Raw genomic sequence first — 13,811 nt, forward strand, 5'->3', positions numbered from 1 at the left:
TTGACGCGATCGCTTGGTTCGATAAAATGTATTCTTTCGCGGAATTTATTTCATTTTATGTAAGGATGAATATCCCGATGAACCTGACCGTACGACAGTTGCGGTATGTCAGCGAAGTCGCGCGCCTGGGAAGTGTTCAGGCGGCCTCGACCGCACTCCATATCTCGCAGTCATCGATACTGGCGGCGATCACCCTTGCAGAAGGAGAGATAGGTGCCCGTATCTTCGAACGCCGCCCGGCCAGGGGCGTACAGATCACCCCTGCGGGCGAACGCTTCGTAACGGCTGCCCGCATCATGCTGTCGGCGGCCAACGAGTTCGACCGGGCCATCGGCGACCTTTCGGAACGTGTGCCCAAGATCCTGCGGATCGGCTGCTTCGAACCCTTCGGCGCGCTGTTCCTGCCTGCCGCACTCAGGCGGTATGTCGACAGCGTCGGTGACGTTGAAATCGTTCTCATCGAGGGCGATCAGGTGGAAGTACAGCGATGGCTCGCGGACGGCCTCATCGACCTCGGCGTCATCTACGACATCGGCCACATCGAGGTCGGGAGCATGACGAAGATCTGCAAGGTTCCGGCCCATGCCGTGCTGCATGTCGACGACCCGCTTGCGCAACAGGAAGCCGTGTCGCTGTCTGAAATCGCGACCCGCCCGCTGATCCTGCTCGACATGCCCCAGACATCAACCTACCTTCTGACATTGTTCGATATTCTGGCCGAGCGCCCGCAGGTTCGCTTCCACACACGCTCCTATGAGACCGTGCGCTCCGCCGTCGCTTCCGGTTTTGGCATGTCGGTGCTCAACATGAAGCCGGTGGGCGGCGCCAATGCCGATTCCGCGCTCATCGTCAGACGCCCGCTGGTCGATGAACTGCCGCCGCCCTCGATTTCCATCATCGATCTCTACGGCCATTCAAAGCCGCTTTTCCTGCGGCTTTTCATCGATGTTTGCCGCCAGTTTTTCCGGGAGGTGGGCCCTGCTGGCTTCTCGGTTGCGCTTAGGCACACGCATCAGTCGCTGTTGTGGAGTTAGATGGTGACAGGCCGGCATCATCTCGAACTACGCCCTTCAGGATCATTCCGGAAGGCAGAACTCTTGTGCCACCGCTCCCATGCAAATCATTCGACCACCGGCGAGTGCCGCTGCCTGGACTTCGCGACTGCAAAAATCTTGCACCTCACGGAACCAAACCCGCACTCGTACGTTTTTGCCCTCACGCCCCATCAACGAGAAGCGCTGACCCGGTCGTGCCTCCTCATCCCGTCGTCTAACGCGCTCGAGCTTTATAACTTGGAATGACCCGTTTCCTCCGCATAACTCTTCTTGTTCTCGCAGCAGGTGTCGCTCCTCTGGTGATATTGGTCGGATCGTCTCTCTGGATGGTTCAGGCCAACAACAATTATTCGCGGGAGATCCTCGACCTCCGCATCGCGCGCAGTGCGATTTTGAACGTTTTGTTGACGCTTCAGGATGCCGAACGGGGTCAACGCGGCTTTGTGATGACGCAGGACCCCAACTATCTCGAACCCTACAGCGAGAGCACGGCGCGGTTACCGGAACGGCTCCGGCAACTGCACAAGGCGACGGCGGCGATCCCCGCTGTCTCGAGGCGCATCGAAGGCTTCGACGCCATCATCGATGAGAAGATGAAGGAAATGGCCGGCACTATCGATCTGGTGCGGTCAGGGCAAAGAGATCGCGCGGTCGAACTGATCCGCACCGATCGCGGCCTGCAACTCATGGAAGACGCAAGGTCCACAATGGACGATGCGCTCGACCAGGTGGACGACCGGTTGCGGGTGATCGTCGCCGAGCAGATCGAGGTCGCGGCAAACCTGAAATGGACGACCGTTTCCGCCGCCGTTGCCATTGTTCTGGTGCTGGCGATTGCCTTCTTCGTCATCCGGGAACATATTCGGGCGCTGTCGCAGGCGCGGGCCGAAGTGGAGGTTCTAAACGCCGGGCTGGAGGAGCGCATTTCCGAACGGACGCAAGACCTCATGCGCGCCAATCAGGAGATTCAGCGATTTGCCTATGTCGTGACGCACGACCTCAGGGCGCCTCTCGTCAATATCATGGGCTTTCTCAGCGAGCTGGAAAACGCGCTCAAATCGCTGACGACCTATGTTCTCGCGGATGGAAAGACGCTCAGCGAGCAACAGGTCATGGATGCGCGCACGGCCGTGAACGACGACCTGCCGGAAGCAATCGGCTTCATTCGCTCTTCAACGCGGAAGATGGACCAGTTGATCAACGCCATCCTCAAGATTTCACGGGATGGCCGGCGAAAGCTCATGCCCGAGCAGATTGATCTGAAGCTGATTGCCGACAATGCCGCAGCGAGCATTCACCACCAGATCATCAGTGCCGGCGGGTCCATCACCTGCGATTTCGCCAAGGCGCGCCATGTGGTGAGCGACCGCATCACGCTCGACCAGATTTTCGGCAACCTGTTCGACAACGCCGTGAAGTATCAGGATCCCTCACGGCCACTCGTGCTTGAAGTCCACAGTTACCCCGTTGCGCGTGGACGTATCGGTGTGGACGTGAAGGACAACGGGCGCGGCATCGGCCCGCAGGATCTTGAGCGTGTCTTTGAATTGTTTCGCCGGGCCGGAAACCAGGATCAGCCCGGTGAAGGGATAGGCCTTGCCCATGTTCGCTCGCTAATCAGAAATTTAGGTGGCGACATTACCGTTGAGTCGGAGCTGGGCAAGGGCAGCACGTTCAAGCTGGTCATGCCATTGGATTTGACGATGATAGTTCGGAGTACTGCGTTATGAAGGCGACCGGAGAGGAAGTCACGATTGTCATGATCGAAGACGATGAGGGCCATGCGCGCCTCATCGAAAAAAATGTGCGGCGGGCGGGCGTTCACAACCCGATTATTCCTTTCACATTGGGCAATACGGCACTCGATTTTATTCTCGGCGAAAGTCGCGACGGCCGGGTCAGCGAAAACCGCTATCTGCTGATCCTTCTCGACCTCAATCTGCCGGATATGTCGGGCATCGATATCCTGGGGCAGATCAAGCAGAACGAATTCACCCGCCGCCTGCCGGTTGTCGTTCTGACCACGACAGACGATGAGCGCGAAATCCAGAAATGCTACGATCTCGGCGCCAATGTCTACATTACCAAACCCGTCGACTACGAGGGTTTTGCGACAGCGATCCGCAATCTCGGCCTGTTCTTTTCAGTCATTCAAGTTCCCTGAGGTCATGTAATGCCAGCGCGCATTCTTTACGTCGATGACGACCCTGCGCTGGCTCGCCTGGCTGAACGCATTCTCGCCCGCCATCGTTATGAAGTCGTCCACGCGATCTCGGTGGCGGCCGGGCTTGAAGCCTTGTCGCAAGGCGGCTTCGACGCCGTCGTGCTGGACCACTATTTTGTCGAAACGACGGGCATTTCCTTTCTCGAGGCCGTCGGTGAAAATCCCGATGTGCCGATTGTCTATGTCACCGGCTCCAGCGATGCGCAGATTGCGATCACCGCGCTGAAAAGCGGGGCGACCGACTATGTGATCAAGACCGCTGCGGACGAGTTTTTTCCACTGCTTGTCAGCGCAATCCGGCAGGCGCTGGAAACCGCCCGGCTTCGCAAGGCCAAGGCGGAAGCGGATCGGTTGCTGGTAGCGGCGAAGGAACGGGCTGAACTGTTGATGGCGGAAATGAACCACCGCATTGCCAACAGTCTCGCCCTCGTCGCAGCGATGATCCGTCTCCAGTCGAACACGCTTTCAAGCGACGAGGCCCGAAATGCACTGACCGAAACGCAAAGCCGCATCGCGGCCATTGCTGGCCTGCATCGCAGCCTCTACACGTCTGACGATGTCGGCAGGGTCCAGATCGACACCTACCTGCGGCCGCTGATCGAGGATCTGCGACGCACGGTCGGCACCCAGGAGGATGTGAGCGGCATCGAGATCGTTGCCTCGCTCGCCCCGCTGGCAGATGCGCCGGATCGCGCTGTCGCGCTTGGCGTCATCGCCACGGAACTCGTGTCCAACGCCCTCAAATACGCCTATCCGACAGGCACGGGCATTATTCGGGTCAGCGTTGCCAGCGACCCCGTGGCAGGCACGGCTTCGCTCGTTGTCGAGGATGCGGGCGTCGGCTTCGAAGTGGATGCAGGACCGAAGGGAACGGGGCTTGGAACCAAGCTCATTCGCTCCATGAGCACAACGCTCGGTGCGAAAATCGACGTTCAATCCTCTCCTTGCGGCACCGTCGTCGCACTTTCCTGGCCGCTTGAAGGATAAGGCTTGAGCGTCGAGCCCCATCCGGCAAGACCTTGCGCTGCCCGGATGTTCGCCCGCGCCGGATTTCTCGAAAGCCTCACACGCAAGAAGGAGAGCCAACAGCCGGCCAAAAATGCAGCTTTGCGCCGGAACCGCTCGACGGTAATTCATTTGTGCGTTATGCAATGTTTGTTCGATTATCGCACAAAAAGGGATTGTCAGCATGGTGGTGAAAGAGCGCGACATGATGGGCGGGCTTGCCAAGGGGCTGAAAGTCATCGAGGCCTTCAGCGCCGAGCATCCGCGCCTGTCCATTGCCGAGGCTGCGGAGATCGCAGGCCTTGATCGGGCCACAACCCGGCGCTGTCTGCTGACGCTTTCGGAACTCGGCTATGCCGCCTATGACGGCAAGTTCTTCACGGTCACACCGCGCGTGCTCAGACTTGGCACCGGCTGCCTCGCCACCATGCCGCTGCCGCGCATCGTGCAACCGACGCTCGACCGGCTGTCACAGGAGATCGGCCAGAGCACTTCCGTTTCGATCCTGGATGAAGGCGAGATCGTCTATGTGGCGCGCGCCGCCCAAAGCCGCGTCATGTCGATTGCGCTGATGCCGGGCTCGCGGCTGCCGGCCTACTGCACCTCGATGGGGCGTGTCCTGCTCGCTGCCCTCGGCCCGGAAGAAGCCCGGCGCATTCTCGAAGCGACGCCGCTTGTCGCCCGCACGGAATGGACGGTAACGGAAATTGGCGCACTGATGGCAGAGCTTGACGCCGTTCGCCCGAGCGGCCACGCGGTGATCGATCAGGAAGTGGAAATCGGCCTGCGATCCATCGCCGTGCCCTTGCATACCATCCGGGGCAAGACGGTGGCAGCGCTCAATGTCGGACTTGCCGCCAATGCGGAACCGCTGGATACGATCATTGCCCGCTACCTGCCCGCCTTGAAAGCCGTGCAAGCCGAACTTGCAACGATGATCGTGTAAGCGCTTGCCCACAACGGGCAATCTTTCGGCCCCTGCGCCGGCGCTGCGCGTCGCGCATTCGACGCGGGCCTGGCGGAGTGATGAACCCAGTGTCGACGGGCATCCGTCCTTGAGCAAAGAGCAGAGTTGTTCGTCCGTCTCCAACGCCGGCAACCGCGGCGCCTCAACCAGCCATCACTCATGAGGGCTAGCTAAGCAGAGGCGGCCCAAAGCGATCAGCGGGACCTTTTGTCTGTGCGGGCACTTGGAAAGCTGACGCTTGCCCTCTACACTTGCCTTGCGGTGAAATGCCGCAACCGAAAAGGTGGGGAGGAGCCCGCATTTCGTGACTTATCGTGTGATCATGGCGTTCTCTGCGCTGTGCGCGCTTGCCTATGTCGTCATCGTGCATGGCGACAGGCTGGCGACGCGTAGCTATCTGGACGAGGCATCGCTGCAGGCCGGATCGGCGCTGCGGCTGACGGTTTCGGCGCTCAGCGGGCATCTGAGCCGCTACGAGCCGCTGCCGGCGCTGATTGCCGACCATGACGACATCAAGCAGCTCGTCAGCGATCCCGGAAATGCGGGGCTGGTTCAGAGGGCAAACCTCTATCTCGAGGAGATCAACGCGCTTCTGAAATCCTCGGATATCTACGTGATGACGATGGATGGGGTGACGGTAGCCGCGAGCAATTTCGAGGAGAAAGCCAGCTTCATCGGCGAGAACTTCAGCTACAGGCCCTACTTCCAGGATGCCGCAAAAGGCGGCCAGTCGCGTTTCTACGCGCTCGGAACCACGTCCCTGAAGCGCGGCTATTATTTTGCCTCACCCGTCCATGTCGATGAAGAAATTCACGGCGTTATCGTCTTCAAGGTGGATATAGACACGATCGAAACCTTCTGGCGCGGCGGTGAATACAAGATCCTCGTCTCCGATCCGGAAGGCATCATCTTCATGACTGGCAGCCCCGAATGGCTGTATTCGAGCCTGCTGCCCCTGTCACCGGACCGGCTGGAGCGCACGCAGGCGTCGCGCCGGTATGCCGAAGCCGTGTTGAAGCCGCTGCCACTCAAACGCAGCGGCCTCGGCGGTCATGACCTCATGATCATTGCGGACGACGGATCGGAACGGGAGTATCTTGTCCTGTCGCAATACATGCCGCAGGCCGACTGGACGGTCAGTGTGCTGATGGACACCGGCTCGGCGCGCAGCCAAGCGCGGACGATGCTGATTGCTGTCGCCCTGTTCCTGTGCCTTGCGGGCCTTGCGCTGGCAATCATCCTGCAACGGCGGGTGCGCGCCGCCGAGCGGCTGCGCATGCAGATCGAGGCACGCAACGAACTGGAACGGCGGGTCGAGGAACGGACGGCCGATCTTGCCCTCGTCAACCGGCAGATCGAGCTGGAAATTGCCGAACGGCGGCTGACGGAGCAGGAACTGCGCAAGACACAGGGCGACCTCATCCAGGCGGGAAAGCTCGCCGGCCTCGGCCAGATGTCGGCCGCCCTGTCGCACGAGTTCAACCAGCCGCTTACCGCGGCCAAGACCTATGCCGACAGCGCCGCGATGCTGATCGACCGCGGCCGCGTCGAGGAAGCGCGCGACAACGTTCAGCGCATTTCCCGCCTTGTCGACCGGATGGCGGCGATCAGCCGTCACCTGCGCAATTTCGCCCGCAAGCCCAACGAAAAGCTCGGTCCCGTTGCGATGGAAGCCGTTGTCGCAGACACACTGGAAATCGTTGCGGCGCGTCTCAAATCTGCCGATGCCCGTCTCCATATTGATCTCGGTCCGAACCCGCTCTGGGTCCAGGCCGGGTCGGTGCGGCTGCAGCAGGTTCTGGTCAACATCATCACCAATGCCGCAGATGCCGTCGAAGGTCTGGAGGACCGCCGCATCGAGCTAGCCGGCCGGGCGGAGGGCGGCAAAGTGACCCTGACGATCCGGGACCACGGCCCAGGCGTTCCCGCAGCGATTTCCGAGCGGATCTTCGATCCCTTCTTCAGCACCAAGGGCGTTGGTCGCGGCCTGGGGCTTGGCCTCTCCATTTCCTACAACATCATCAAGGACTTCGGTGGTGGCCTGTCGGTATCCGACAGGGTCGACGGCGGCGCGGAATTCCGTATCGAGCTGGACGGCGCATTGCCGGCGCAGGAGGCAGCCGAATGAGCCGGATCCTGCTGATCGACGACGAGGAGGAAATGCGCCGTTCCTCGGCCCAGGCTCTGGAGCTTTTCGGTCTGGAGGTCGATACCTTCGCCAGTGCCGAACCGGTGCTGGAGCGCGTCGGCTACAGTTTCGATGGTGTCGTGGTCAGTGACATCCGCATGCCCGGCATGGACGGCATGACGCTTTTGCAGCGTGTGCGCGAGCTTGATGTCGAAATACCCGTCATCCTGCTGACCGGCCACGCCGATGTGCAGCTCGCGGTAACGGCCATGCGCGCAGGGGTCTATGATTTCATTGAGAAGCCGTTCACGGCGCAGCATCTGGCGGGCATCATACGCCGTGCGATGGACCGGCGTAGCCTCGTTCTGGAAAATCGCCGGCTGCGAGCGGTGGCCGGCAAGCGCGACGATATCGAGGCACGTCTGCCGGGGCGCACGCAAGTCATGGTCGATCTGCGCTACAGCCTGCGCGCCATCGGCGCCACCGATGCGGACACGCTGGTGATTGGCGAAACAGGCGTCGGCAAGGAAGTCGTTGCTCGGGCCCTGCACGATATCAGCGCCCGGGCCGACCGGCCGCTGATCGCCATAAATTGTGCGGCACTACCGGAAAACCTGATCGAAAGCGAACTTTTCGGCCATGAGGCGGGCGCCTTTCCCGGCGCCATCCGGCCACGTTACGGCAAGTTCGAACATGCGCGCGGCGGCACCATCCTTCTCGATGAAATCGGCTCCATGCCCTTCGACCTGCAGGCGAAGTTTCTGCGCGTTCTGCAGGAGCGGGTGATCAGCCGGCTCGGCTCGAACGAGGTCGTCCCGCTCGACGTGCGCTTCATCGCCACCAGCAAGGTCGACCTTGAGGCCGAGGTCGCAGCCGGACGGTTCCGCGCCGATCTGCTCTACCGCCTCAACGTCGCAACGCTGCATGTCCCCTCGCTTGCACAGCGCCGCGCCGATATTCCGCTGCTTTTCCTACAGCTCGTGCGCGAGGCCTCGGCACGCTACGGCCGGGCCGACATGGAGGTGCCGCCCGATGTGATCGCAGAGGTGGCGGGGCGCAACTGGCCGGGCAATGTGCGCGAACTGCGCAATGCCGCCGACCGGCTCGTGCTCGGTCTCGCCCCCCAGCGCGACGAGACGCACTCCGAACCGCAGCGTCTGGCTGACAAGGTGGCGGCCTACGAGCGCAGCGTCATCGCCAACGCGCTTGCCGCGCATGCCGGGCGCATCCGGCCGGTCTATGAAATGCTCGGCATCTCCCGCAAGACGCTGTACGAGAAGATGCAGAAATACGACCTCGACAAGAAGATGCCCTTCACCGACGACGACGACGCGGCATAAGCTTTGACGCGCGATGGGTGGAAATCCACCCAGCGCCATGCCCGTTTGTTTCCATTTCGACCCATGCTGCGGCGCACCCCGGCAGAAAAAGCCCTGATGGCGGCAGAACCGCGATTGCCCGCAAGCCCTTCCGCTTCGCAAATTGAGACATCACGACCGGTGAGGGAGGAGCCACGCCGGCGGGAACAGTTTCATCCGGGAGGATTTCGATGAAGTTTATCAGTGCCGTACTCGGCATGTCAGCCGCTGCCGCCGTTTCGATGGTCCTTGCGCCGGCGATGGCGCAGACCTACCCCGAACGCAACATCACCATGGTCATTCCCTTCTCGGCCGGTGGCCCGACCGATACGGTGGCCCGCCTCGTCGCCGAGTCCATGTCGAAGGATCTTGGCCGGCAGATCATAGTCGAGAATGTCGGCGGTGCCGGCGGCACGCTGGGCGCGGGTCGGGTCGCACAGGCAGACCCCGATGGTTACACCATTCTCCTGCACCACATCGGCATGGCGACCAGCGCCACGCTCTATCGCAAGCTTTCCTATGACACGCTGAACGCGTTCGAATATGTCGGGCTCGTCACCGACGTGCCGATGACCATCGTCGCCCGCAAGGATTTCGAACCAGCCGACCTCAAGGGTCTGGTCGATTACGTCAAGGCAAACAAGGATAAGGTAACCGTCGCCAATGCCGGCATCGGTGCCGCCTCGCATCTCTGCGGCATGTTGTTCATGAGCGCCATCGAGACGCCGCTGACCACTGTGCCCTACAAGGGTACGGGCCCGGCCATGACCGATCTTCTCGGCGGGCAGGTCGATGTCATGTGCGACCAGACCACCAACACGACGAAGCAGATCCAGGGCGGCACCATCAAGGCCTATGCGGTGACCTCACCAGCGCGCCTCGATGTACTTCCCGACGTGCCAACCGCCACCGAAGGCGGGCTCGCCGATTTCCAGGTCGGGATCTGGCATGGCGTCTATGCGCCAAAGGGCACGCCGGCAACGGCTGTCGAGCGCCTGTCGAAATCACTGCAAGTGGCGCTCAAGGATCCGAACGTCGTCGCCCGTTTCGCCGAGTTAGGCACAGCACCCTCGCCGGAAGGCGATGCGACGCCGGCAGCGCTGAAAGCGAAGCTCGAAAGCGAGGTCGCCCGCTGGAAGACCGTCATCGAAACCGCCGGCCAGTACGCCGACTGAAGATCGCATCCGACCCGGACGGGTTGCCCGGTTCCCCTTGCCGGGCGGCTCGTCCGTCCATGGGTCGGCACCCTTCCGATCGAGAACAGGAAACGCCATGAAATTACTGGCCGTTGATACCACCAATGCGCTTTGCGGCGCCATCTTCATCGTCATCGGGGGCTTCTTTTCCTATCAGAGCCTCGAACTCGACCTTGGCACGGCCCTGCGCATGGGTCCGGGCTATTTTCCCTTCGTGCTGGCGTTGATTCTGGTGCTGCTCGGCATCGTCATTCTCGTCCAGTCGGTGCGGACGGATAGCGGGCCACTGGGGCCGATCGCGCTGCGGGGCATGCTCTTCATCCTGCCGGCACCGATCTTCTTCGGGCTGACGGTGCGCGGCTTCGGCTTTGCGCCGGCACTCTTCTTCTCGGCCCTGATCGCCGCCTTCGCCTCGGGGCGGATGCGGCCTTTGACTGGCGTCGTTCTTGCCGCTGCCGTCACGGTCTTTTCGGTCGCGGTCTTCAGTTATGCACTCGGCCTGCCGTTCGAACGTTTCGGCCCCTGGGTCCGGTTCTAGGAGGCGACCATGGATCTCATCAGCAATCTCGCCCTCGGTTTCGCGACCGCCGCCTCTCCGGCAAACCTGCTCTTCTGCCTCATCGGCGTGCTGCTCGGCACCCTGATCGGCGTCCTGCCGGGCATAGGCGCCACGGCAACCATCGCCATGCTTCTGCCCATCACCTTCCAGCTTGAGCCTGTCTCGTCGCTCATCATGCTGGCTGGCATCTATTACGGCGCCCAGTATGGCGGCTCGACGACCGCCATTCTCATCAACATGCCCGGCGAATCCTCGTCCGCCGTGACGGCCATCGACGGCTACCAGATGGCGCGCAAGGGGCGGGCCGGTGCCGCTCTGTCTATTGCCGCGCTCGGCTCGTTTTTCGCTGGCACGGTCTCCACCTTCCTCGTGGCGATCTTCGCCATTCCGCTGACGGCGCTCGCCCTGAAATTCGGCGCGGCCGAGTATTTCTCCCTGATGATCGTCGGCCTCGTCTCGTCGATCGCGCTGGCGCACGGGTCAATCGTCAAGGCGCTGGCCATGGTGGCGCTCGGCCTGCTGCTCGGCCTCGTCGGCACCGACATCTACACCGGCACGCCGCGGTTTACCCTCGGCATCCGTGAATACGCGGACGGTCTGAACTTCGTTGCCGTCGCCGTCGGTGTCTTCGGCGTGGCGGAAATCCTGCGCAATCTGGAAGGTGAGAAGACCCGCTCGGTCCTGATGGCGAAAGTCAGCGGCCTCTGGCCGACACGCGATGATTTTCGCCGCATGGTCGCCCCCGTCCTGCGCGGCACGGCGATCGGCTCGGCACTTGGCATCCTGCCGGGCGGCGGCGCCATCCTTGCCGCCTTCGCCTCCTACACCGTCGAAAAACGCATCTCCTCGACGCCGCAGGAGTTCGGCAAGGGGGCGATTGCCGGTGTTGCGGGTCCGGAATCGGCCAACAATGCCGGTGCGCAGACGTCGTTCATTCCGCTTCTGACGCTCGGCATTCCCGCCAATCCGGTCATGGCGCTGATGGTCGGAGCGATGATCATCCAGGGCATCGTCCCCGGACCGAATGTTGCCGTCGAGCAGCCGGCGCTGTTCTGGGGCATCATCGCCTCGATGTGGATCGGCAACCTGATGCTCGTCATCCTCAACCTGCCGCTCATCGGCCTCTGGGTGAAGCTGCTGACGATCCCCTATTACGTGCTCTTTCCGATCATCATGGCCTTCTGCTCTATCGGGGTCTACAGCGTCAATTCCAACGTTTACGACCTCTATGCCGTCGCCTTCTTCGGGCTTGCCGGTTATCTGCTGGTGAAGTTGCGCTGCGAGCCGGCGCCGTTGCTCCTTGGTTTTGTGCTGGGGCCGCTTCTGGAGGAGAACCTTCGGCGCGCCATGATCCTGTCGCGCGGCGATCCGACCACCTTCGTCACGAGGCCAATCAGCGCCATCCTGCTTTTGATTGCGCTTGCCGTGCTCGTGGTCGTCTTCCTTCCCTCGGTCAAGGCCAAGCGCGAGGAGGTTTTCCAGGAAGAGGATTGAGCACAGGGTCATACCGCCTGGAGGGGCGGGCCCAAGTTGGCGGGCGGGCGCGCGAGGCACCCGCCTGCATGGTTTGAAAGAGAGGAGAAACGCAATGAAAATGTCCAAACTGACGCGCCGCATGGCGCTCTCGGCAGGATTGTCGCTGCTGTCGCTGCTGGCTGCAAATGCACCCACCGCGGCTGCCGGTTTCCCGGAAAGACAGGTGACGCTTGTCGTTCCCTTCGCCGCTGGAGGCTCAACCGATGTGGTGGCCCGTATCATCGCGCAGAAGATGTCGGAGGATCTCGGCCAGCAGGTCATCGTCCAGAACGTCGCGGGCGCTGGCGGCAATCTCGGTGCGGACAATGTCGCGCGTGCCGATGCCGATGGCTACACGATCCTGATGGGAACGGTCGCCACCCACGCGCTCAACCCGCTCATCCTCAAGTCGACCCCCTATGACGCGGAAAAGGATTTCGCTCCGGTCTCGCTGCTGGTCGTCGTGCCCAACGTGCTGGTCGTCAATCCCGAGCTGCCGGCGAAGAATGTCGAGGAACTGCTGGCGCTGTTGAAAGGGGCGCCGGACCAGTACAGCTACGCCTCATCGGGGAACGGTACGCCGCTTCATCTCTCGGGGGAACTCTTCAAGAGCATGGCGGGTGTCGAGATGGTCCATATTCCCTATAAGGGATCGGGACCGGCGCTGAACGACGTCATTGCCAATCAGGTGCCGATCATGTTCGACAACCTGCCTTCGTCCTCCGGTCATATCAAGGCCGGTACGCTGCGTGCCCTGGCGGTGACGACGAAGGAGCGGGCCGCATCCTTCCCCGATATTCCGACGGTCGCGGAGTCCGGCATTCCCGGTTATGAAACCTATACGTGGAACGCGCTTTTCGCGCCGGCCGGTACGCCGGCGGAGGTGATCGCCCGCCTCAATCAGTCCGCGAATACGGCATTGAAGGATCCCACAGTGGCCGAGCGCATGAAAGAATTCAGCGCCACCATTGTCGGCTCTACACCGGAGGAACTGGGCGCGCATGTGAAGGCCGAAATCGCCAAATGGACGCCTGTCGTCCGCGACGCGAAGATCCAGATGGATTGACCGGAACCGGGTGCCCGGAAACGGCAACGTTCCGGGCGCCCTCGCCTGTCGGGTTGCCTCGGCAGAGGCTTGAAGAAAGCGCGCGGATAGGGAAGCTGTATCGAGTCCCGTCATCATTGCGATGGGGTTGGGATCAAGCCACCAGCGAAATGCTGCGTGGTTCCGCAATGCCTTTCTGTCGCCCTGCAATACCCGACACGACCCCCGCCCGGCGATTGAGACAGCGGTTGAACATTGTCAGGGCCTCGGTCTGCGATTTCCCACCACCACATACCGAGGCCCATGGGCTTTTTTCAGAAGCCCAATGCGGAACCGTCTTTTCGGCTGTCCGAGCCACCAAGGAGGAGTCCGGCCTGCCGGTCGATGCGGATGGCCTGGCTACCGCCTATCGGCGAGGTAACCACCTTGATGACGTGGCCGCGGGCAGCCAAGTCCATCTGCGCTGCCTCACTGACGGTGGGCTCGACTTCGAGAACGCCATTGAACGCAAAGCTGCGCGGCGCATCCATGGTCACCTGAAGATCGAGGCCACGATCGAGAACACCGGAGATGAAAGCCGCATGACCGGCAGCCTGATAATGCCCCGCCATGACGCCGAAGGGCATGACGGCCTTGCCGTCGCGGCAGAGCATACCCGGAATGATGAACTGCGCCGGATTTACCGGCGACCCCAACGCGTGAGAAGTAGGGTCTATGACAAGCGGAACGACGAATAAGTTCTCTCCTGAAGTCCGCGCC

Annotated in this window: 12 protein-coding genes; 11 read left to right on the plus strand and 1 reads right to left on the minus strand. The window is 61.7% G+C overall.

What is annotated here, in order from left to right:
• Positions 1-77 precede the first annotated feature (77 nt).
• From GGQ66_RS21470 to GGQ66_RS21520, 11 genes are all read left to right on the plus strand, one after another.
• Positions 78-1,034, plus strand: a complete 957-nt coding sequence (locus GGQ66_RS21470) for a LysR family transcriptional regulator (protein ID WP_183795530.1) — start codon at positions 78-80, stop codon at positions 1,032-1,034.
• Positions 1,035-1,381: 347 nt separating this feature from the next.
• Complete coding sequence (locus tag GGQ66_RS21475) at positions 1,382-2,785, plus strand: sensor histidine kinase (RefSeq protein WP_237359033.1); 1,404 nt, start codon at positions 1,382-1,384, stop codon at positions 2,783-2,785.
• Positions 2,782-3,219 (plus strand): response regulator, encoded by a 438-nt coding sequence (locus GGQ66_RS21480; RefSeq protein WP_183795534.1) that lies wholly within the window; start codon positions 2,782-2,784, stop codon positions 3,217-3,219. Before GGQ66_RS21475 ends, GGQ66_RS21480 begins: the two co-directional genes overlap by 4 nt.
• A 9-nt stretch (positions 3,220-3,228) precedes the next feature.
• Entirely contained in the window at positions 3,229-4,266 is a 1,038-nt protein-coding gene (locus tag GGQ66_RS21485) for a sensor histidine kinase (RefSeq protein WP_183795536.1), read from the plus strand.
• A gap of 202 nt (positions 4,267-4,468) precedes the next feature.
• On the plus strand, positions 4,469-5,230 hold the full coding sequence (locus tag GGQ66_RS21490; RefSeq protein WP_183795538.1) for an IclR family transcriptional regulator domain-containing protein: 762 nt from the start codon (positions 4,469-4,471) through the stop codon (positions 5,228-5,230).
• Between the two features lie 343 nt (positions 5,231-5,573).
• Complete coding sequence (locus GGQ66_RS21495; RefSeq protein WP_183795554.1) at positions 5,574-7,379, plus strand: sensor histidine kinase; 1,806 nt, start codon at positions 5,574-5,576, stop codon at positions 7,377-7,379.
• Positions 7,376-8,719, plus strand: coding sequence for a sigma-54-dependent transcriptional regulator (locus GGQ66_RS21500; protein WP_183795540.1), 1,344 nt, complete (start codon positions 7,376-7,378; stop codon positions 8,717-8,719). The genes GGQ66_RS21495 and GGQ66_RS21500 overlap by 4 nt, the downstream gene beginning before the upstream one ends.
• 209 nt (positions 8,720-8,928) lie before the next feature.
• Complete coding sequence (locus tag GGQ66_RS21505) at positions 8,929-9,912, plus strand: tripartite tricarboxylate transporter substrate-binding protein (protein ID WP_183795542.1); 984 nt, start codon at positions 8,929-8,931, stop codon at positions 9,910-9,912.
• Between the two features lie 97 nt (positions 9,913-10,009).
• Positions 10,010-10,471: a tripartite tricarboxylate transporter TctB family protein gene (locus GGQ66_RS21510; protein WP_183795544.1), complete on the plus strand. Its 462-nt coding sequence runs from the start codon at positions 10,010-10,012 to the stop codon at positions 10,469-10,471.
• A 9-nt stretch (positions 10,472-10,480) separates the two neighbouring features.
• Positions 10,481-11,986 (plus strand): tripartite tricarboxylate transporter permease, encoded by a 1,506-nt coding sequence (locus GGQ66_RS21515; protein ID WP_183795546.1) that lies wholly within the window; start codon positions 10,481-10,483, stop codon positions 11,984-11,986.
• Positions 11,987-12,080: 94 nt separating this feature from the next.
• Positions 12,081-13,073, plus strand: coding sequence for a Bug family tripartite tricarboxylate transporter substrate binding protein (locus tag GGQ66_RS21520; RefSeq protein WP_183795548.1), 993 nt, complete (start codon positions 12,081-12,083; stop codon positions 13,071-13,073).
• 293 nt (positions 13,074-13,366) lie between these two features.
• Here GGQ66_RS21520 and GGQ66_RS21525 read toward each other — a convergent pair.
• Positions 13,367-13,811 (minus strand): gamma-glutamyltransferase (locus tag GGQ66_RS21525; protein WP_183795550.1); only part of this gene is annotated, 445 nt, incomplete at its 5' end.

The organism is Allorhizobium borbori (assembly GCF_014196535.1).
Taxonomy (GTDB): domain Bacteria; phylum Pseudomonadota; class Alphaproteobacteria; order Rhizobiales; family Rhizobiaceae; genus Ectorhizobium; species Ectorhizobium borbori.